The organism is Thermodesulfobium narugense DSM 14796 (assembly GCF_000212395.1).
Classification (GTDB): Bacteria; Thermodesulfobiota; Thermodesulfobiia; order Thermodesulfobiales; family Thermodesulfobiaceae; genus Thermodesulfobium; species Thermodesulfobium narugense.
This window is the reverse complement of record NC_015499.1, coordinates 1,195,601-1,216,716: the sequence shown is the minus strand read 5'-3', so window position 1 is coordinate 1,216,716 and position 21,116 is coordinate 1,195,601. Positions and strand designations below refer to the sequence as shown.

The following is a 21,116-nucleotide window of genomic DNA, read 5'->3' as shown; positions in this document are numbered from 1 at the left end:
ATTATAAATTAATTATTTATAAAAATCTATAAAGCGAATTGCTTCATCAAAAATCTAAATGAAATACAATCGTTGCCTCAAATAAAAAATCTAAATGAAAATAATAAGCCTCTTAGAATAGTAGTTACTATAACTCTGGAGGCTAGAAATGGGGTTAACGATGAAGGAAAGAAAATCAGTGGTGAGTGAAATTGCAAAAAGATATAAAAAAGCAAGCAAGAAACAAAAAGGCATTATTTTAGATGAGTTAATAGCTTTGACTGGATACAATCGTAGTTATGCATCTTTTCTTTTAAGCAGTCATGAGAAGATAGTAAGGATGAATAACAGAGTTTTAAAAGTAGATTTAACGATGAAGAAAAAGAAAAAGAAAAGCAAATATTATGATGATGATGTAAAAAAGGCGTTAATTAAGGTATGGGACGTTTTAGATTGTCCATGTGGCAAAAAGGTTAAAACCTGTTCTTCCTGACATAATATATAAACTTAAAGAGTTTAAAGAAATACAAATTGAAAGGGATGTAGAAGAAAAACTCTTTAAGATAAGCGCATCTACTATAGACAGAATACTTTCAGAATACAAAAGAATGAATAAACCAAAGGGAAAGACATATACAAAACCAGGCAGCCTTCTTAAAAGTCAGATTCCTATAAGGACATTTTCAGAATGGGACGAAAGTATACCTGGATATTTAGAAATAGACCTTGTAGGTCATGAAGGAGGAGATCTAAGAGGAGAATTTATCCAAACTCTAACTGCAGTTGACATTTGCACCGGTTGGATAGAAATAGATGCTTTAAGAAATAAAGCTCAAAGGTGGGTTTTTGAATCAATAGATGAAATAAAGAAACGCTTGCCTTTTAAACTCTTTGGAATTGATTCTGATAATGGAGCAGAGTTTATAAATCATCAACTTCATCGTTATTGTGTTGAAAATAATATAACGTTCACAAGGTCAAGAAAATATAGAAAAAACGATAATTGCTATGTTGAACAGAAAAACTACTCTGTAGTAAGAAAATATGTTGGTTATTTTAGATATGATAGAGAAGTTGAGCTAATAACTTTAAAAAGGCTTTATGAAAGCCTAAGGCTATATATAAACTTTTTTCAGCCTATAATGAAACAAATCTCAAAAGAAAGAATTGGAAGTAAAGTTACAAAAAAATACGATAAAGCAAGAACTCCTTATCAAAGAATATTAGAAAATCCTGGTGTAGAAAAAATAGATAAAGAAAAGCTAATAGAACAGTATACAAAATTAAATCCAGCTGAACTTCAAAGAGAAATAGTAAAACTTCAAAAAAATTACTAGAAGATATATCCATAAAGGAAGAAGTAAGAAACTCTATTAAAAAAATTAGCAAAAACAAAGATAAAATATGTTATGGTTATGTTTAGAATTTTAAGTGAGGCAACGAATACAACTTCCTTTAGGTTTTTAAATGAGGCAACACGTAAAGGCTAAATTTGAGGTTTTATTAAAAATTGGTAATCATAATTAATTTTAATAGTAACAAGGATAGTAATATTCAAGTGATATAATAAAGTTTAGCTTTAAAAATTATTGGGAGGTTATTATGCAATTTTTATTTGGGCCTGTGCCCTCAAGAAGGCTTGGGTTAAGCCTTGGAATAAATATTATTCCACATAAAGTATGCAATTTTAATTGCGTTTATTGTGAAGTAGGAAAAACTACAAATCTTATTAACGATAGGCGATCCTTTTATAATCCAGAAGAGATTGAAAGAGATTTTAGAGAAAATTATAAAAAAATGGGCAAATTTGATTTTGTTACCTTTTCGGGTAGTGGGGAGCCAACGCTAAATAAAGATATTGGCAGGCTTGTTAGATACGTCAAAAGTTTTAATCTTGCTAAAATTGCAGTGCTTACCAATGGGAGTCTTTTAAACCTAACTGATGTACAGGAAGATCTAATGGATGCTGATGTGGTTATACCTAGCCTTGATGCGGCGAATCAAGAATCATTCAAAAAAATTAATAGAGCACATGGAAGCTTAAAAATTGATGAAATTATTAACGGTATAAAAGAATTTAGAGATAAGTTTAGGGGCGAAATCTGGTTGGAATCACTTTTTGTAAAAGATTTTAATGATAGTAAAAAGGATATTGAAGATTTGAAAAGAGCAGTAAAGCTTATAAACCCTCACAAGTTTCAGATTGGAACTATAGATAGACCTCCTGCTGAGGAAAGCATAAAAAAGTTAACAAACGATGAACTTATGCAAATTTATTCTGAGTTAAGAGATCTAAATGCTGAACTTATAAAGCCATTTAGAGACAAAAATATGGATTTTCAAGATTTTCTTGAGTTATCTATTGCAAAGATGGTGAGCATTAGGCCATGTTCGAAAGAAGAACTCATGGACGTGTTTGGGGCTAGTAACGAAGATATTACAAGGATATTAAATAAACTTTTTGAAGAGGGTAAAATTAGCCAAAAGATTTATGATGGAAAGGCTTTTATTGTAAAAGAATGATTTATATGACTTTTGAATATCTTAATTCGTGGAGGTTAGCATGCCTGATTTAAAGAATATCTTATTTATGAAAAGAAAAAATGCATGGTTTAAGACAGATAGAGAAAGTATTTTTAACTTTGCACAAGGTTATAAAAATTTTTTAAAAAAATGTAAGACAGAGAGAGAAACTGTAAAATTTGTAAATGAGTATTTTTTAAATAACAAGAAAGACAGAGAATTTATCATAATTAATAGAAATAAAAGTGTAGCTCTAATAAGGCTTTCAGAAGGTTTTGGTATGAGAATGATTGCCAGCCATATTGATGCACCAAGAATTGACTTAAAACAAAATCCTTTATTTGAAGACAGTGGTTTGGGTTTGTTTCACACTCATTACTATGGTGGAATAAAAAAATATCAGTGGCTAAACATCCCAATCTCTTTGCACGTTTTTCTAGTTAAATCAGATAAAGAGATTTTAGAAATTAACATTGGCGAAGAACCTGATGATCCTATATTTGTAATACCTGATCTTTTGCCACATCTGTCAAAAAAGGTTATTGATGAAAAGGTTACAAAAGAAGCATTTGATGCCAATAAATTAAATATAATTTGTGGATCTATACCATTTTCAGAGGAAGAAAAGGATCAGATAAAGTTAAACGTATTAAATTATCTCTATGAAAAGTATAAGATTGTGGAAGAGGATTTTGTAAGTGCTGAAATACAAGCTGTGCCAGCCTTTGAGCCTCGCGATATAGGCTTTGATAAGAGTTTGATTGGAGCATATGGACAGGATGATAGAATATGCGCATATGCATCCCTAATGGCTTTTTTTGATGTTGGTATTTCTGACAAAACTCAGGTACTGCTTATGGTTGATAAGGAAGAGATTGGTTCTGAAGGCAATACCTCTGCTCAGTCAAGTTTTGTATACGATATAGCCATAGAAATTTTAAAAAGAAAGGGGATAGAGCCAACCTTTGCAAACATCTTAAATTTCTTTAAGAGTTCTCAGTGTCTATCTGCTGATGTTAGCGCAGCTGTTAACCCAATGTATAAAGACGTTCATGAAGCTGACAATGCAGCTTACATAAACAATGGGGTTGTTATAACAAAATTTACAGGGCACGGTGGAAAATATTACTCAAATGATGCTAATACCGAGTTTGTTGCTGAAGTAAGGGAAGCCTTTAATAAAGATGGCGTAATTTGGCAGATTGCAGAGCTTGGCAAGGTAGATGAAGGTGGAGGTGGGACAATCGCAAAGTATATCTCGAAACATAACATTGAAACACTTGATTGTGGTCCTGCTTTGATTTCTATGCATTCTCCGCTTGAAATAGCTTCAAAAGCTGATTTGTATGAAACCTATAAGGCTTATAAATCTTTTTTGATAATGAAGTGATTTAAACCCTAAAGTTTGATGCTTGTAAAAAATATTTATCGAATATATCTTTGACAGAGTTACTCAACTTTAGGTAGTAGCTTAATATATCAATTGTTTCGTTGTACTTTATCATCTTTTTCAAGATTGATAGTTCATCTTCAGTTAAAAGTATGTTGTTAGTATTACCGCGTAAAAATTTTAAGGCGAAAAGTATTTTGTTATAAAAGTTAAACGCTTCTTTAAGTATGCTATGCTCTTTAGGAGACCAAGGGGCAAAGTTATCCATATTTTTGAGTATTTGCCATGGATCGGATATTCTAAGAGGTTTGTAATCTTTGGCTAGAGGAAGTCTATAAACTTGTAGCAAAAAGTCAATGTCCATTAGACTACCTGGACCAAGCTTAATATCCATTTTTGGGTCAATGTCTTGATTAATTCTTTCTTGAATCACTCTATTTCTTATCTTAATAAGATCCTCTAATTCTTCTTTAGTGAAAGCTTTATAACAAAATTCTCTTGTTAAAATAATCAAAGATTTTGCAAGGTTAAAATTTCCGCATATAAATTTTAATTTAGAATAGGCTATTTTCTCCCATGGCTCTAGATACTTTTCATAATAAGACCTGTATGCTGAGAGACTTCTTATAACTTCTCCGTTTTCTCCTTCAGGTCTAAGTCTTAGGTCAAAGTAAAGTGGAAAACTTGTGTTGTCGTTAGTCTTTAAGAAGTTGATTACTGCTTTTTGAGAATCTTTGTGAAGAGTGTAAAGATCCAGATCTGAAATGAGGTCTGAGTGAACGAACAGCACATCTAAATCTGAAGTTATAGTCAGCCTTCCTGTTGCAAAATTTCCAAGAGCCAACAAAGCTACTTCATTTTTATATTTTTCTTGTATGTTTTGATTGAAACAAAACTCACACAACTTTTGTCCGAGGTATGTGAGCTCCTTCTGAACCCAAGTCTCACTTCTTACCCTTGTAAGATAACTTTGTGAAAGGTTTAATATTTCTCTAAAAATTGAATTTGTAATATTTTGTGGATTAAAACTGATGTTCTTTTCTTTTATGCTTTCGAAGTCTAATTCTTTTGTTTCTATCAAATAATCTAAAAATTCTGGTTCGTTGACAACTTTGTCTAATAAATAAGGACCAAAATTTGAAAAAGAAAGAATTAATTTTTTTAGATATTCGTTATCCATGAATAGCTGAAAGAATGTATCTTTTCCCTTCATATTGGAGAGAAAGAGAGAAAAATTTTTTAGTGTGTAATCAGGATGGTTGGTTTTGCATATTTCTAAAAGTAGTTCTTCAAGTTGATATGATAAAGTTTCCTGAAACTTTGTGTTTCCAATTTTTAGCAGCATTAGATATCTTGATGATTCGGTTAAATCTGAGAAATGATTTAAATCTTTAGGTATTTCTTGATTAAAGTCTTCTAATAATTGTTTTACATCTTCTAAATCCTTTTCTTCTAGTTCAATTACTTGAGATATTCCCTTTTTTATTTTTTTCCTATTAATCCAAGAAACTTTGTTGAAGTATTTTTCAAATACAGATCTTATATTTTTTTTGTGTTCTATAACTTTTTCTAGTAAATCTTTTTCGTTGGGATAACCCATAAGCTTACTAATAATGTTAGTTTGTTCGGGATCGCTGCTAAGTTCATGTATGATTTGATTGTTGTATATCATCAGAAGATGTTCTATCTTTCTTAAAAAGATGTAGCCCTCATATAAGACGTGAAACTCATCTGAACTAATAAGGTTAAGTTTGGATAATCTTTCTAAAACTTTTATTGTGTTAACTTCTTGTAATTCTGGATAAATATAACCGTAAAGAACCTGGAATAATTGACATAAGAATTCTACATCTCTGATAGCACCAGGAGATCTTTTTAATTCATTTGAATTATTTGAAAATTGATTTTCTATTCTTTCTTTTATTTGAAATATGCTATCTATTCTCTTTTCTAATGGGAAGTTTGGGTAGATTATCTTGTTAAGGGACTTTAAAATCTCCTTACCCAAATTGATATTGCCTGCTACTGGTCTAAATTTTATTAATGATTGCCACTCCCAGGGATCTGCCCACCTTTTCCAATATTCAATAGATGCATTTTTCTTAGGAAGTAAGGCTCCATCAGGGCCTTCAGGTCTTAAGTTTAGATCCACATGAAAGAAAAAGCCTTCTTGTGTGAAGTCGGAAAGAACTTTTATATAAAATCTAGCTAGTTTGTTTGATAATTTCAGATCTTCATAATCAATTTCTTGGGGCGATATGAAAACTAGATCTACATCTGAGCAATAGTTTATCTCTCTTCCTCCAAGCTTTCCACCAGCAAAAACTGTAAAAAGGGGTATTTTTTTACCAAGTCTTTCTTCAAGATGTTTTTTGCAAACACTTAAAACTTCTCTTAAAAGTGCTTCATACAAGGCGCTTAGCTGTAAGGTAGAATTTTTTAAATCAAGATTTCCTTGTATTTCTCTTGTTGCTATTCTAAGATGTTCCCTTAACTTTAACCTTTTAAGGGCATTTATTTTATTTTCGAATCCCTTAAATATATCAGTTGCTCTTTTTGCTTCAAGGATATAGTCATCCAAATTGAGATTTAATTCAAAATTTACAGAACTAAGAAGATCTAAATAGTTTGGGTGCTGCAAAAGTATCTTGGTCAGATAAATGCTTGAAGAAAGTATTGTAAATAATCTATAGGCAAAGAGAGGTCTCTTTATAAGATCGCTACACAAAAAATATGGCGAGGGGGAATGCTCTAAAATTTTTAAAAAATTACTTTTTGTAAATTCTACATCAGTGATCTTAAGATTGTGTTTTTCTATGATTGAATAGAAAAATGAATCGGGATTGATATTAAGGGTGGTTGATCTTAAGTTCATCTAGTGGCTTTGTATTTGATATTTTCTCAAAATATACGCTTGCTTTATCAAATTTAAAATAATAATCTATTTTTTTCTTTATTAGTTCTATGTCAAACGTATCATAAATGTATACTCTTTTTGATTTATTAATTAAGCTATCTTTTGAGATCAAATTTAGCGCTTCACTAGAAATTCTTTCACATGGATCCAATATAATTATTTCGTTGGAAAACCTTTTTGAAGCAACTTCTTTTATCTGGCTTTTAATTAAAGGATAATGTGTGCAACCTAATAAAATACCTATTGGTTCACTAGCATTTATATCTATTTGAAGATATCTATTTAAAAGGTCTTCTATTTCAAGAGATGGATTCATAAATTCTATAGCATCGACAAGCTTTGGACAAGCAACCGGATATACATTGTAATCACATGCAGAAAGGGCATTTTCAAAGATTTTACTTTCAATTGTAACCTTTGTTGCAAGAATTATAAGATTTTTGTGATGAAAGGTTTCTTTTACAAAGTTTATTGTAGGTTCTATTGTGCCAATTATTGGAATTTTGGTTTTTTGTTTTAGTTTGTTTAATACTGTGGAAGAGGATGTATTACATGCACTTATAATCAGTTCGCAACCTTTATTTTCGAGGAAAGAAATAATATTTCCTACTATGAGTTCTAACTCTTCTATATCTTTGTTCCCGTATGGTACATTTATGGTGTCAGCGACATAAAATATGTCGCCTATTAGCGGTGAATTGCTATTTATAATAGAGTTTAAGATGTTTACTCCACCCAACCCCGAGTCAAAAATACCTATTTTCAAGATAAAACCTCCAGTTAATTTAAAAGCAATATTTATATTATTTTATCACTTTTATTATGGTAGTAGTATTTTTTTATATAACTTTTAATGAAGTAATTTAAGTTTAAAAATTTTTATTTTCATAAATTTTCCAAAAGTGTTCTCTGTCCCCCTTTTGTTTTTTGCTTTCATACATTGCTATATCAATAAATCTTAAGATGTTATCGGGAGTTGCAGAGTCATTCTTTTGGTATAGATATACTCCCATGCTTACACCAACCTGAGCAGTAATATTTTCTGTTATCTTAATAGGAGAACTAATAGCTTCGTCTATTTTTGCGAAAATCCTTTCTAAATGCTTTGGGTTTTTAATAGACTCTAAAAGAATTACAAATTCATCACCGCCCAGTCTAGCAACAAAGTCAACTTTCCTAAGCTTGGCTGTTAGACGCTGTCCTATTGTTTTTAGAACAATATCGCCAATTTCATGTCCATAGTTATCATTTATAGGTTTAAAGTCATCCAGATCTATCATACAAACTGCTAGAATATAATCGTGTCTTTTGGCACGTTCTATCGCCTTTGTAAGCTCCAAACTCAAATAACGTCTATTTGGCAACTTTGTAAGATTATCGTGAAGCGCTTGGAAATAGAGTTTTTCTTTTAGCAGATATAGACTTGTAGTGTCGATTGCGCTCCAGAGGATTGCCTTTTCTTTATTTGGAAGTTCGATTAAAGAACTTGTTGCTTCGAGCCAAACAGTAGAGTTATCCTTTCTTTTAAAGCTTTGTTCAATAGTTATTTCCTCATTTGGTTTTCTAAAGAGTTTTTTAATAAATTTTTTGCATTTTTGAATTGATTTTTCGTCTTTATGAATAAGATTTATATTTTTGTTTACAAGTTCTTCCCTTTCATATAAAAGCATTTTGCATATAGTTGGATTAGCATCAAGTATAGTGAAGTTCTTATCTATAATCAAAATGCCTGCTGCATTTTTTTCAAACAAAATTTTATGATAGGCAAGTGAATGTTTTAGCTTCTCTTGAACCTCTTTTAATTCTCTTTCTGCAATTTTTTGTTCTGTTACATCCCTTGCTGCTCCTAGTATTGCAGTTACTTCTCCTTTATCATTTTTTTTAGGGACTTTTATAACATCAAGATATAAATATTTTCCAGCTACATTTCCATATTCTTCAAATCTTCCTCGTTTCTTTGTAGCAAGTACTATTGAATCAGAGTCCATGCACAACTCTCCAAAAGTATGAAAGTTTGGATCATCTGATTTTTGTTCTCTTATCCTTTGTGCAAAGTAAAGGTCAGTTTTACCTATAGGTTCGTTTGTGTTTTTTGCATGAAGGAGTTTGTTACAGATTGCTTTATTTGCAAGAAGATATCTTTTTTGTGTATCCTTTAGCCATATCATGTCTGGTACCAGGTCTATAATTTCTCTCAAAAAATTCTTTTCTTCTTTTAGTTCATTTTCTCTTTCTTTGGATTGAGTTATATTTATTAAATAAATCAAGTACATGCTATCTTTGTCTAATGATACCCAGTTCAATTGCCAGTATTCATTCTTAAAATATAACTCCTTAAGTAAATATTTTTTAAAATTATGTTTTATATTGGATAAGCAAAAGTAACATTGCATAGTTGGTAAAATTTGTCCCTTTTCAAAAGATTTTCTTTGTTCTTTTGGAAGAAAATTTGCGTTCCATAATTCATGCCAACAATATCCGCCTATTTTTGAACCAAATAAAGCAAAAGCGCTCTTGTTTTGCAAAATAATTTTGTGGTTTTTATCTATAAGTAAAATAGGTATATGTAAGTTGTCGATTAATTCTTTAAACGCATCAAATTTATTTTCTAAACTTATATCATTATTTTCTGCCATTTTCCCTTCTTAAGCAAAGAAAAATTAGATAAAGCATCAAAATTTCGCAAGTTATTATTTCTTAAATAAAAATTGGATTAAGCGTACACATTTTTCCCTTTTTTGTCAAGTTTACGAATTGCGTCTGTTAACGGACACTGATTTCACTCCTTAAGAAGACGCTAATTTTGTCACTATGATGGGAGAGATATTTTTGAGTGTTAAGGAATCACGCAGAGTTTTTGTAATTGAACAAGCAATTGAAGGCAATATCACTAATAGACAGGCAGCTGAAGTTTTAGGCTTAAGTAAACGTCAAATTATACGTTGATGTTTCATCCAAGCGGATGCAGTTTGTTTTCATATGCAGCAATGTATTGAGAAACACTTAAAGGCTTATCTCATATTCAATGGGAAGGAAATCAGAAAAACTCATGATATTGCGGAGTTGATTTCTAGCTGTTCAGAGATAGACGAATCTTTTAATATTCTTCTTAGACCAGATATTGTTAAACTTACTGATTATGCAGTGGAAATAAGATAATGACTAAGCTGTACTTGCAAAATATCATAGATTATATTTCTATTGAAAACTTGCCGATAAAGTGGCAAGGATTTGATTTTGCTCGGTTTTCAAATGATAAAACGCTTTTTGATTTTCAACGTGACGCCTTAAAGAATGCAATAAAAGCAATGTATTTATATTTTAAAGACAAAGGAGCTGATAAAAACGAACTATTTAATCATTATAAATTAAACGGATTTGAAGAGAATTTTGATTATGATTTAAAGAAAAAGCAAGACAGTAAGACAATAAAGTATTTTTTGGAATATTCTAAAGATTACCCGGTAATTGATAATAAAATCTCATTTGCTCATTTTATCAATCGGATGAGTTTTTGGATGGCAACTGGTTCAGGAAAAACGCTGATTGTAGTAAAATTGATTGAGATTTTAGGAAAACTCATTGCCAAAAAAGAATTGCCAAAGGGAGATATTCTTTTTCTGACGCATCGTGATGATCTTTTGGACCAATTTAAAGAACACGCTGAAGAGTTTAACAGTAACAATTTTGATACATTGGTTTGATAATTTTGACGATTTTGAAAACAAATTAAGTAAATTTTGTGATTAATAGTGTTATGGCTTTGCAAATGAGCAAATGATTGTTAGAAAGAAAACTAATCATTAAATTTGGTGGAGGCGGTGGGAATCGAACCCACGTCCACAAAGCAATGCAAAAACCCTCTACGAGCGTAGTCCAGAGTTTTTAGTTTCGCCTTCTTGACCCGCTCTGGACACGGTTCTTGAAGGCTAAGACCTGTTATTTAGAAGAAAAGCCCAGGTCAAACTTTTCTTCTTCCTCTCTAACTTAAAATTGTATGCCGAGAGGAAGCACACAAAGTGTTACATCTACTCCGAAGAGTAGATTAAGCTGCTAAAGCTAAGCTATTATTGTTGGCAGTTATTTTTTTGGCGCTTTTTTACGAGGCCAACGCCACCTCGGCTCGCAAGCTTTTGCATAAATCTCTATGTCGAAACCTGTCGCCCCCATAACTATATTATACTATATGGATCAAAATTAAGTATGTTAAATTTTCTTGATAGCTTATTGCCTTAACAACATAATTAAATCTTTTAGACTTAAAAAACACGTGCTTGTATTATGATATATTATATTTAGGCTATTTCTAATTCTTGAGAGGAGCAGACTTAAAAATGGTTGAAGAAAATAATATTGATATGTTTGAAAAATTCAAAAAGTGGGCAGTGGTGGGGGCAAGCCCTAAAAAAGAAAAGTATGGGTATAAAGTTTTTAAAACCCTTGTTGGAAGGGGTTTTGCTGTATATCCAGTGCATGTAGCTGCCAAAGAAATCGATGGATTTAAGGTTTATCCTAATATCTCTTCTTTGCCAGAAGTGCCAGAAGCAGTTGTATTAATAATTCCTCCAGATAAAACTCTTCCTGTCTTAAAAGATATGGTTAGGTTAAATATTCGAAACGTTTGGTTTCAACCAGGTTCAGAATCTGATGAGGCAATAGAGTTTTGTAAAAAAAATAATATAAATTTTGTTGCAAGAGCTTGTATTATGATGGATGTTTCGCCAGAGAGCTTTAGGTTTGAAGTCTAAAATTATTGATTTTTTAATATTTTTTATAGATAAAATTCCAGACAGATTAAGTAGCACTTTTGCTTCGATCTGTGGCAGACTAATGTTTTTTTTGTTACCAAGGTCAAGAGAGCTTATCTTAAAAAATTTGTCTTTGGTGTTTCCTGATTGGTCGGATGAAAAAAAAAGAGATTTAGCTGTAAAAAATTTGTCTCACTATGTTCTAAATTTAATAGAATTAGTAAAAGCAAGAAATAAGGAAATTACAGAAATAATGAAAAATGTTGAAGTGATAGGATTAGAAAACTTTTCTGAAGTGCTTAGAGAAAAAAAATCCTTTGTGGTTGCATCAGCTCATATAGGTAACTGGGAACTTTTAGCTACTATGTCAATAGGGCTTAAAATTCCTATTGCAATAGTAGTAAAAGAACAGGTAAGAGATGTTATTGATAGATTGTTCTCTTTTCTGAGGTTGACAAAAGGGATAATTCTGGTGGAAAAGGAGAACTCTTTGAGAGAGGGTCTAAAAATACTTAAAACAGGCAAATTATTTGCTTTATTGTCCGATCAGGATGCGGGGAAAAACGGTATTTTTATAGATTTTTTTGGAATTAAGGCTTCAACATATCCAGGAGCCGCATACTTTGCATACAGAGGAAATGTGAGCATGTTTACTGCCTTTACTTTTAGGAAAGAAAACAATAAACACTGTTTAATAATTGAGCCTGAGATAAAAATTGATAGGTCTTTGCCCAGAGACGAATGGATTTTGCTTGCAATGACAGAGGTAGTTAGAAGAACTGAACGGATGATAAGACTTCATCCTGAACAATGGCTTTGGTGCCAAAAGAGATTTAAGACTTTACCTAATAAGGAGGTAAATAAAGAACTTTATGGCTAATAGACCAGGAAAAAGGAACCCATGGCTAATTTTGCCTGGTGTGGGTGTTGGAGATATAAGGTTAGGAATGAGCCCTATTGAGGTCAATAAAATTTTGGATACAGAGCCATCAAGTAGCAAATCCTTTGATTATGAAAATAGATTTTTTAAAATTGAGGGTTTTGAACACGCTAATTTGGAGATGTATTACGAAAAAATTTTAGATGATTGGGTTTTAGATTTAATAAATATCTATGCTTTTCCAGTTATGTTTTTGAGTAAATTTTATGTTACAAAAGAGGGAATTAGTTTGGGGGATCACATTGAACGAGTTTTAAATATTTTTGGTATGCCAAACATTTCCGACAATCATCCCGATAGTTCTCCAATTGCCGAGGTTTATGCAAGGTATGACAATGAAGGCATTGCTTTTTCTACTGATGATGCACTTATAGTTCACGTAGGTATTTATAGATCATCTAGATAATTTGTTAAATGAACCTGTTTAACAAGGGGATTTTAATTGTATTTTAATTTTATTGATATAATTTAAGATATCATTTATAGTGATGGTGGGTATATAATATTAAGTATATATTTATTTTATTGATGTTTTTAATTTTTTTGCTATCTTCTTTTTCTTCGATGGGGTATCCAGAAGAAAAAGGAAGTAGATGTGCTCTTGTTTTGATATTAGCAGACTATTATGGTCCAAAAGATAACTTTTTAAAAGAAGTTAAAAGTGCGGTAAAGAATGATAGTTTCTTTAACAGATTTGGGGAAGTAAAATTTGTAGATCCAAGGGAGGCAAAAATGCATGTGACTGTAAGCAGGAACGTTAAAGTGGATGAATTTAGCCAAAAGGTTCTTCTTGACAGGTCACATGGTCCCTTAGATGAAAGAGTTGTTAAGAATATATTAGATAAGTACAACGCGCCTAATCTCTATGTTTTCTCCTTTTTTGATACAAATCCTGTGAGCCCTACGGGTTTAAGACCAATAAATCCTTTAAGATATATGTATATTATTACAGATAGAATGAAAAGGCTTTCTCAGGGGTGGGTAGAAGTGGATGCATGGTTTGAAGTATACAATAAAGATGGAAAATTAATTTATCCTGAAGGTGAGGAACAACTTCCTTCAAAAAGAGATTTGGAGGGGGCTATAGTTTCTTATAACGATCTGTATGATGGAATAACTGGCAAGAGAATGTGGCCAATTTGGCCTGATGCAAAACCTTTTAAAATATATTTTAATTCTGATCAAAGTTCTGAAGTAAATACTTTAATAAGAGAGCTCGCATTTCAATGAAATATTTCAATATAGTTTTTTTCTTTCTATGTGCGGTGATTTTTGCCTGTAGTATTGCTAAGGCTGAAGAACTTCTTACTGTTCAAAACGTTTTCTTTAAGTCTTCTCAAGACAACAATGCAGTTGTATTTGTTCAGATTCAGGGCGAGCCTAAGTATAGCTATTTTAGGTTGGACGATGGAAGGATAGTTCTTAATATAGAAAACTCTAAAATTATTAAAAAAGGAGCTATTATTCCAGCTTCAAGTTCAGGTGTTGTAAGTGAGATCCATTTTGCCCAGAATACTCCTGATATGGTAAGGATAGTTGTAGGTAGCAATGTTAAAGCACCATATAATATTACAAAAATTAATGGTGGGATACTTATAAGCGTAGGAAGTTCTACTCCTTTAATAAGTCTTGTAAATGGTATAACAAGCGAGTTACAAAATGTAGTTCCTTACAATTATACTCCAGAAAAAAATCAACTTGCAAGTAATCAAACTTCTCAAGTAAATTCAAGTGTATCAAGTAGTTCTATTAACACGTTAAATGTTAAAAATTCCAAAATTATAGTAATCGATCCAGGTCATGGAGGATCTGATCCTGGATGTGTGGCAAATGGCGTTCAAGAAAAGATTGCAACGTTAGGAGTTGCTCTACACCTAAAGCCTATACTTGAAAAAATGGGGTTTAAGGTTATAATGACTAGAGAAACTGATAGAGATGTGTGGGGTAGACCAAATATGCCAGGTTTTGATGCTGATGAGTCTGAACTACAAGCAAGGGTAAATATAGCAAATGAAAATGGAGCAGCTCTATTTTTGAGCATTCATTTTAATGCATGTGCTGATCCATCAATACATGGAACTCAAGTTTATTACTATACTCCACAGAGCTTTAGATATGCAAGTATAATGATTAATGATATTGCAAAGGTAAATCCTGTGTATACCGATAAACCAATTAGAAGGCCATTTTGGGTAATAAAATATACTACGATGCCATCAATTTTAATTGAAACTGATTTTATTACCAATCCTTCAGTAGCTGCACAGGTTTATAATCCAGCATATCAAGAAAAAATAGCGCAGGCTATTGCACAAGGGATCTATGATTCTTACAAGGAGATATATCAATGAAGAAATTTATAGCTTTAGTTTTTATAATTGGTTTGTTCTTTTTGGCTGGTTGCAATGAGAACCAGAATAATAATATTCAACAAAGTGTGAATAATTCCAGTACGAGCACTTCTCAACAATCTGTGACTTCTGTCAATCATAACCAAAGATATGAGGCTATGATATATTGGGAACAAGAAGGTAAAATTGTTCCCGTAAGAAAGCAGGTTGGAACAATTTCTGAATTAGTTGATACTCTTTTTAAAGGTCCTTCAGAAGACGAAAGAAAGAGCGGATATTTTTCTGAATTGCCAAATGTAACTCCTAATAAGGTAATTTTGGAGGGAGATAAAGTTTTACTTGATTTGCCAGCATCATTTTATGAGGCAAGGGGCTCTTTTAGAGTTAGTAATATACTAAAACAAATTGTTTATACTTGTGAAAGTTTTCCAGGGGTAAAAAAGGTTGTATTTTTAAAGGATGGTAATCCTATTTCTGTGTTCCCAGGTGAAGGTTTTGTCTTGGCTCCTTATGTAGATAAGAATTCTATTAGAGGTCAAGACAAACAATAGTGTTTGTTAGTTCTTGATAGTTACATATGTTTTTTCCTAAGTGACTATTCAAAGAGTAGAGAAGTTTATTTTTAATTAATTTTTGCTATTTCCAATGCTTTTGGTTTTGGAACTAAGTGCTTCTTAATAAAAATTTGTCTATTTTTTTTCTAAGCTTTGGTGTTAAAATTTAACCTATGAAGAACCTATTTTCTAATTTTTTGTTTTTAATTTTAATAATAATATGGTCTTATACAGCAATTGTTACTAAGGTTGCTTTGCTATATATTGATCCTTTTGAACTTTCTTTGCTCCGAACTCTTATTGGAGCTATGTTTTTATTTGTTATTGTTCTTTCTTTAAAAAAATTAACAATGCCAAAAAATATATGGTTAATTATTATATTAGGTTTTTTGCAAAACTCTTTGTTAATGATCTTTTATAATGTAGCTCTAGTTCAAGGCGGGGCTGGAAAGGTAGTCCTTCTTATTTATTCTATGCCATTTTGGACCATTCTTTTCTCTGTGATGTTTTTAAAAGAAAAGTTGTCTATCTTACAAAAGATATCCTTTGTTTTAGCTTTAATAGGACTCATTTTTATTTTACAGCTGTGGACCTCAAATTCTAATCTTTTGAGTTATGTTGCTGCCTTGTTAGGAGGGCTGTCATGGGCTGCAGCAAATATTGTTGCTGTTTTTATATGGAGGAGTAAAGAAAAGATAGATGGCATTACTCTTTCTTTCTGGCAGATGTTATTTGGTTTCTTAGGTGTTTTCTTCTTTTCTTTTTTTGTTAAAATATCAAAACCAATAGAAGTTAATTTAACACTTGTTCTTGCTTTATTTTTTATTGGGGTTTTGGCAACTGGTTTTGCATGGTTCTTGTGGCTTTATCTTCTAAAAAATATCTCTCCTTCGGTGTTAGGATTGACTTCTTTGCTTGTTCCAATTTTTTCAATCTTAGAAGCTTGGTACCATCTTGGGGAAGTTCCTGGAAAATATGAAATTATAGGAATATTTCTCATATTAGCAGCGTTAGTGCTAATTTATTTAAATTCTTTAATAAAAATTAGAAGAACAAGAGTCTAATTTGGTTAGGTTTGTTTAAAAGATGATTTTTAATTTAAAAATAGATAAATTAGGTAAATTCTTAAAGTTATGATAGGATTTTGATATAAAAATAAAAAAGGGGGTTACAATATGCCTGATTTTGGCACACCATTTGCAGGACTTGCTAATAGAAGCAAGATTACACACGAGGAACTTGTAAGAGCTATACGTTTTATGGTAGCTGCAGAGTATGAAGCAATACAATTATACACGCAGTTAGCTGAATCTACAGATAACAAATTGGCTAGAGATGTTCTTATAGACATAGCAAACGAAGAAAGAGTGCATGCAGGAGAATTTTTAAGACTTTTGAAAGAACTATCTCCAGATGAAGAAAAATTTTATGATGAGGGGGCAAAAGAAGTAGAAGAGATAATTGAAAAGAACAAGTAGGTTAAGTACAGCAAAATTTTATCAATTCGATTTATTGACACTAATCTAATTTTAATTATAATTTAATCTAATTCAAATCTATTAAAAGATGGGGTGGGGGTCTAACTTTTTTAAAGAGGGAGGTGAATTTTAGATTAGTTTAGTTTTTTAGTTTTTACGTAAGGAGGAGATGAGTTGAGGAAATTTTCATTATTTTTTGCTTTATTATTCGTTTTTTTGTTAACTTCATCTGCATTTGCAGGACCATTCTCGGATGTACCGGCTAATTCTTGGGCATACAAGGCAGTGCAAGACTTAGCGGCAAAAGGACTGGTTATAGGCTATGGAGATGGCACTTTCAGAGGTGAAAGACTTGCCACCCGTTATGAGATGGCAATGGTAGTTGCAAGAATGCTCGATATGTATGAAAAGGGTCAAAATGCACAGGATCAAAAGATAGAGCTAAACGCTAACGACATAGCAACTCTTATGAAACTAGCTGATGAGTTTAAGTCAGAACTAGCATCGCTAAACGTCAGAGTTGCAGCGCTTGAGAAAAAAGCAGCTCTTGATACTGTGAACTTTACTGGGGATGCAAGGTTTAGGCTTGCCTATCGAAAGCAAACTTTCTATGCACTTGATGAGCCATACAAAGTAGTTTCTTTGGGGTATACAACTCAAAATCTACCTGGTACTACAATTAACGGATCTTACGTTTTGCCTGTTGTCAACGGTCTATATCCAAATGGCGCTCAAACTGTAAAGCCATTAGATAAAGAAGATACTTTTATGCGCTACTATATAAGATTAAACGTTAATGCGCCAGTTGCAGACAACATATCTTATACTGCTAGACTTTCAATGGAGAAAAACGCAGGTAAAAATGGGACAGGTGATCTATCAAGTCCATTTGGAAATCCAAATACTGGAGCTATTACTTCTGGATACAATGATAATGACAATAGACTATTTGTAGAGAGATCGTTTATAACCTGGAATCTAAATCCATATCCAGTAACCTTTTTGCTTGGTAGACTGCCTACTATGGTTGATAGTCAATACTTCAATAAATTCTTTCTTGATTCAGAGACTGAAGGGGCAATCGTAAGGTTTGACCTAAATAACTTCTTGCCACAGTCGAATCTTTCACTTGCCTGGGTTAAGTTTTTTGATGATGGCTTGATTACTGCAGAGAATGAAACATACGGTTTAAAGGACAGAGATGCTTATATTGCGAGCTTTAAGTCTAAGATTTTTAATGCTATAGGCTTAGAAGCAGATTATGGCACAATGCCTAAATTTACTTACTTTTCTAATAATGTAACGTCTACTTCGGCTTCTAATCCTCAATATGGAAAATATAACTGGTGGACAATTCAATCTGATTTCAACTTTTACGGAGTTAATTTCTGGGCTGGATATCAGGGCACAAGCGTAGATATGCCTGCTGGCATTAACGGTCCTTCATCCAACTACACTTATTATGGAATGAATTCTGTAAATGGCGGGGCTTGGAGAATTGGAGCGCTATACAAGCTTCCTGTGGGTTATCTGTGGGGAGATTTTTATTTCGGAAACAACAAGTGGTATAACCCTGTAGCATTTTTCTACTCTAGCTCTGATACCTCCTGGAAGGATTTCTATCAGGTATGGTATATATTGCCTATAGCAAAGAATACTACTTTGAAGTTTAACTATGAATATTGGAAGGGCAAGAAGCCTTATGCTACAGATGTAGCAAACCAAGTATATTATACTTTTAACCCGATGCAGCTTGATACCGATCAAAGATATTATATTCAGATGGATGTAAGCTTCTAAAAAGATATGGGCGCAAGAAATTGCGCCCATTAAATACATTTTAAACTTTTATTTTACTTTGTCTCCCAGAATGCCTCCCCATTCTACAACTGTAAAACCATTTCTTGTTGGTTTCTCTAAAACAGGCGTCTGTATGTTGATGGGATTGTCAAGAGGACTGAAGTATAAAATTACTCTTATTACAGTATCTGGATTAGGAGTTACTTCTAACTTTAGGTTGTTTTCAATAAATTCTTTTGATACCGGGCTTATTAGATAGTAGTTAGCTCTTTTTAGATTCTTTAGCCAATATTCTTTAAATTGAGCAGCCTCTTTCTTATTTAAACCTAAGATTGGCAGAAATTTGTCGAAAAACAAACTAAGATCGTTATAGCTTACAATCCAACCTTCGCTTGGCGTGAAGCTATCATTTAGAGTAGCTTCGTAAAAGAGATAGTCATATTTTTTATCTATTTTGCCATTCTTTGTAACGTTTACAGTCCACTTCCCCTTATAGTCAGGAATTGTTTTTGTAATCGTGCCGTTCGGGTCTATTGACACAGTAATTGTGCTATCTGCGGTAGGATAAAGATATATTGCAGGTTTTTTTACTACTGTGTGTTCAATTGGTCTCCAATTTTCGGATTTTATGTTTTCTATTTTTTCAAGATCTGAGATTAATTTGCCATCGCTAACGTATTTCTCATTGAGGCCATTTGTAAGGAAATCTTTTAATTCATCTTTAGTTTTAAATATGCATTCGAAACTTTCTCCTACAAGAGATGATAAATCTTTATTCCTTAAATCTGGATACTGTTCGACGAGAGTTTTAAATATTGAGTTTTCCGGCGTTTCTTTAAAACCCCTAAATAAGGTTAAAGTGCCCTTTACATAATATTTGGCTTCTTCTGGGATTTGATGCCCTAGGAACCACGGTGTAATATTATCTCCTGAATTATTGGCTTCTATAGTAAACTTGCTTTCCTCTATATTTAGTCCGTACTCAGTTTCAGATTTGGTAAATTTCACGTAATCAGATTTATCAATAGAGGTCAAAACACAATTAATGTCATTTTGTCCGCACTCAATACTTGCATATGATACTGATGCAAAAGACACTGAGAATAGAAAAATCAAAAAAATACTAAAAACAGGGAAAAATTTTAATAATTTCATAAAGTAACCTCCCAATTTATTGCGGATTTAATATCTTTCCTAAAAATAACAACGTTTTTGTTTTGTTATCCATTATCGCGAAAACAAAAGGACGGTCTGCTATAAAATTTTTTACTGGAAAAGGATTAAAGGCTGTTGTAGTAAATCCCACAGATGTAGATGCAGCAGCTTCTGTGCCAGTCTCGTTCACATCTATGTATGCTTTGTGGATAACGTCAGAAATGTAGAGATTCTGAGACTTACTTATACCAGAGAAATCAGCACTTGTGGTAAAAGCTGACTTTATTCCTAAATCGATTAGTTGCTTAGTTAGATCTGATGAAAAAATGAATTTAAATTTGGGAATTTTTATATTTAACTCCTCAGGTTTCATACTTCTCAATAATGATCTAAACTCTTCATCACTTAAATTTTTTATGAAGTTGTCTATGTCTTTTTCTGGCAAAATTATTATTAATGAAAGACTATTTCCTTCATAGTTTAACTGCAACAACTTTACTGATTGATTTTCGCAGTAAAAAAAGGCTCCGTTTTGCTGCATAAAAGTTGTTTTTACTGGTTTATCTGGTTCAACATAGAAATTTAGTTCTGAATCTTCTTTGGGATCAAATGCCCTTTCCCAATTGCCCTTAAAATATATTGCGTTGGTTATAATCATGCGAGTATTACTGCTTATACTACTTGGACTTAACAAATTTTTTATAAGGCCGTTTGTGTTTTGTTCTATCCATGAGTTTATTGTGTCTGAGCTATTTTTTGGATTGTTTTTGAAGTCTAAGCTTTCAACGTGGGAATCAAATAAGGTGGTGGCACTGTTCAAAAAATCTTCCTCTGGTTGGAAACCATTGTCAAGCCATAGAGCATTTGCAATATTAAACTTATTTGATCCAATCGAGGCGCTTTTTATTATATCTTTATAAGACTGATGGAACTGTTCAAGAGACAAATTGTTGTTTAGAACTTTGTCAAATTCATCCTTAGTTGTTCCGCCTGCTCCCAAAGATGCTATAGAAAGAGCTGTATATATACTGAAAGGCGAGAAGACTATATTTTTATCAGAATTTAATTCTTTAAAAATATTAAAGGCAAAGGTATTGCTATTTTCTGAAAGACTTGAAAGCTCGTCTATAGCATAAGCGCTTGATCGAATAGTCATTACAAGTAAAAGGACCAATAAAAAATAGAGAAATTTCAAAACACACCACCCCTTTTTGATTTATTTAAATTTAGTATATCACAATTATGAAGGATTAAATTTTAGGCTTTAAAGACGTGATAAAT

At 32.1% G+C, this 21,116-nt stretch carries 21 protein-coding genes and 1 other RNA gene; 16 read left to right on the top strand and 6 right to left on the bottom strand.

Annotation, left to right across the window (positions count from 1 at the left end; translation table 11 throughout):
• Positions 1 to 148: 148 nt before the first annotated feature.
• The 4 genes from THENA_RS10110 (at position 149) to THENA_RS06030 (ending at position 3,892) form a co-directional block, all read left to right on the top strand.
• Entirely contained in the window at positions 149 to 472 is a 324-nt protein-coding gene (locus THENA_RS10110) for a hypothetical protein (RefSeq protein ID WP_041437950.1), read from the top strand.
• Positions 441 to 1,316 carry a DDE-type integrase/transposase/recombinase gene (locus THENA_RS06040; RefSeq protein WP_083816156.1) on the top strand — a complete coding sequence of 292 codons (876 nt, stop codon included), beginning with the start codon at positions 441 to 443 and terminating at the stop codon, positions 1,314 to 1,316. Before THENA_RS10110 ends, THENA_RS06040 begins: the two co-directional genes overlap by 32 nt.
• A 265-nt stretch (positions 1,317 to 1,581) precedes the next feature.
• Positions 1,582 to 2,502 carry a radical SAM protein gene (locus THENA_RS06035; protein WP_013756519.1) on the top strand — a complete coding sequence of 307 codons (921 nt, stop codon included), beginning with the start codon at positions 1,582 to 1,584 and terminating at the stop codon, positions 2,500 to 2,502.
• Positions 2,503 to 2,542: 40 nt separating this feature from the next.
• Positions 2,543 to 3,892 carry an aminopeptidase gene (locus tag THENA_RS06030; protein WP_013756518.1) on the top strand — a complete coding sequence of 450 codons (1,350 nt, stop codon included), beginning with the start codon at positions 2,543 to 2,545 and terminating at the stop codon, positions 3,890 to 3,892.
• Between the two features lies 1 nt (position 3,893).
• On the opposite strand, the gene THENA_RS06025 is transcribed toward THENA_RS06030, so the two are convergent.
• From THENA_RS06025 to THENA_RS06015, 3 genes are all read right to left on the bottom strand, one after another.
• On the bottom strand, positions 3,894 to 6,767 hold the full coding sequence (locus THENA_RS06025; protein WP_013756517.1) for a [protein-PII] uridylyltransferase family protein: 2,874 nt from the start codon (positions 6,765 to 6,767) through the stop codon (positions 3,894 to 3,896).
• Complete coding sequence (gene murI, locus THENA_RS06020; RefSeq protein WP_013756516.1) at positions 6,742 to 7,575, bottom strand: glutamate racemase; 834 nt, start codon at positions 7,573 to 7,575, stop codon at positions 6,742 to 6,744. The genes THENA_RS06025 and murI overlap by 26 nt, the downstream gene beginning before the upstream one ends.
• Positions 7,576 to 7,678: 103 nt before the next feature.
• The gene (locus THENA_RS06015) at positions 7,679 to 9,445 is read right to left on the bottom strand and encodes a diguanylate cyclase domain-containing protein (protein ID WP_013756515.1); all 1,767 of its coding nucleotides are present in this window, start codon (positions 9,443 to 9,445) and stop codon (positions 7,679 to 7,681) included.
• A gap of 175 nt (positions 9,446 to 9,620) precedes the next feature.
• On the opposite strand from THENA_RS06015, the gene THENA_RS10190 reads away from it, so the two are divergent.
• Genes THENA_RS10190 through THENA_RS06005 form a run of 3 tightly spaced genes read left to right on the top strand, consistent with a single transcriptional unit; the run spans position 9,621 to position 10,513 of the window.
• Positions 9,621 to 9,755, top strand: a complete 135-nt coding sequence (locus THENA_RS10190; protein WP_281054578.1) for a hypothetical protein — start codon at positions 9,621 to 9,623, stop codon at positions 9,753 to 9,755.
• A 6-nt stretch (positions 9,756 to 9,761) separates the two neighbouring features.
• Positions 9,762 to 9,968 carry a HEPN domain-containing protein gene (locus THENA_RS09685; RefSeq protein WP_281054588.1) on the top strand — a complete coding sequence of 69 codons (207 nt, stop codon included), beginning with the start codon at positions 9,762 to 9,764 and terminating at the stop codon, positions 9,966 to 9,968.
• Positions 9,968 to 10,513: a DEAD/DEAH box helicase family protein gene (locus THENA_RS06005; RefSeq protein ID WP_013756513.1), complete on the top strand. Its 546-nt coding sequence runs from the start codon at positions 9,968 to 9,970 to the stop codon at positions 10,511 to 10,513. The genes THENA_RS09685 and THENA_RS06005 overlap by 1 nt, the downstream gene beginning before the upstream one ends.
• Positions 10,514 to 10,619: 106 nt before the next feature.
• Here THENA_RS06005 and ssrA read toward each other — a convergent pair.
• Positions 10,620 to 10,977: a transfer-messenger RNA gene (gene ssrA / locus THENA_RS09820) on the bottom strand.
• A 166-nt stretch (positions 10,978 to 11,143) separates the two neighbouring features.
• Here ssrA and THENA_RS06000 point away from each other — a divergent pair.
• From THENA_RS06000 to THENA_RS05960, 9 genes are all read left to right on the top strand, one after another.
• Positions 11,144 to 11,557 carry a CoA-binding protein gene (locus THENA_RS06000; protein WP_013756512.1) on the top strand — a complete coding sequence of 138 codons (414 nt, stop codon included), beginning with the start codon at positions 11,144 to 11,146 and terminating at the stop codon, positions 11,555 to 11,557.
• Positions 11,547 to 12,437 (top strand): lysophospholipid acyltransferase family protein, encoded by an 891-nt coding sequence (locus THENA_RS05995; RefSeq protein WP_041437958.1) that lies wholly within the window; start codon positions 11,547 to 11,549, stop codon positions 12,435 to 12,437. The genes THENA_RS06000 and THENA_RS05995 overlap by 11 nt, the downstream gene beginning before the upstream one ends.
• Entirely contained in the window at positions 12,430 to 12,903 is a 474-nt protein-coding gene (locus THENA_RS05990) for a hypothetical protein (protein WP_013756510.1), read from the top strand. The genes THENA_RS05995 and THENA_RS05990 overlap by 8 nt, the downstream gene beginning before the upstream one ends.
• Positions 12,904 to 13,025: 122 nt before the next feature.
• Entirely contained in the window at positions 13,026 to 13,727 is a 702-nt protein-coding gene (locus THENA_RS05985) for a hypothetical protein (protein WP_013756509.1), read from the top strand.
• Positions 13,724 to 14,848: an N-acetylmuramoyl-L-alanine amidase gene (locus tag THENA_RS09680; protein WP_013756508.1), complete on the top strand. Its 1,125-nt coding sequence runs from the start codon at positions 13,724 to 13,726 to the stop codon at positions 14,846 to 14,848. The genes THENA_RS05985 and THENA_RS09680 overlap by 4 nt, the downstream gene beginning before the upstream one ends.
• Positions 14,845 to 15,399, top strand: coding sequence for a GerMN domain-containing protein (locus THENA_RS05975; protein ID WP_013756507.1), 555 nt, complete (start codon positions 14,845 to 14,847; stop codon positions 15,397 to 15,399). Before THENA_RS09680 ends, THENA_RS05975 begins: the two co-directional genes overlap by 4 nt.
• A gap of 176 nt (positions 15,400 to 15,575) precedes the next feature.
• Positions 15,576 to 16,466: a DMT family transporter gene (locus THENA_RS05970; protein WP_013756506.1), complete on the top strand. Its 891-nt coding sequence runs from the start codon at positions 15,576 to 15,578 to the stop codon at positions 16,464 to 16,466.
• Between the two features lie 111 nt (positions 16,467 to 16,577).
• Positions 16,578 to 16,880 carry a ferritin family protein gene (locus THENA_RS05965; RefSeq protein ID WP_013756505.1) on the top strand — a complete coding sequence of 101 codons (303 nt, stop codon included), beginning with the start codon at positions 16,578 to 16,580 and terminating at the stop codon, positions 16,878 to 16,880.
• A gap of 174 nt (positions 16,881 to 17,054) precedes the next feature.
• Positions 17,055 to 18,680: a DUF3373 family protein gene (locus THENA_RS05960; RefSeq protein WP_013756504.1), complete on the top strand. Its 1,626-nt coding sequence runs from the start codon at positions 17,055 to 17,057 to the stop codon at positions 18,678 to 18,680.
• Positions 18,681 to 18,728: 48 nt separating this feature from the next.
• Here the strand turns inward: THENA_RS05960 and THENA_RS09675 are convergent, their stop codons facing one another.
• Together THENA_RS09675 and THENA_RS05950 are read right to left on the bottom strand one after the other, a co-directional pair.
• Positions 18,729 to 19,835 carry a hypothetical protein gene (locus THENA_RS09675; protein WP_013756503.1) on the bottom strand — a complete coding sequence of 369 codons (1,107 nt, stop codon included), beginning with the start codon at positions 19,833 to 19,835 and terminating at the stop codon, positions 18,729 to 18,731.
• Positions 19,836 to 19,851: 16 nt separating this feature from the next.
• Positions 19,852 to 21,030, bottom strand: a complete 1,179-nt coding sequence (locus THENA_RS05950; protein WP_013756502.1) for a serpin family protein — start codon at positions 21,028 to 21,030, stop codon at positions 19,852 to 19,854.
• Positions 21,031 to 21,116 lie beyond the last annotated feature (86 nt).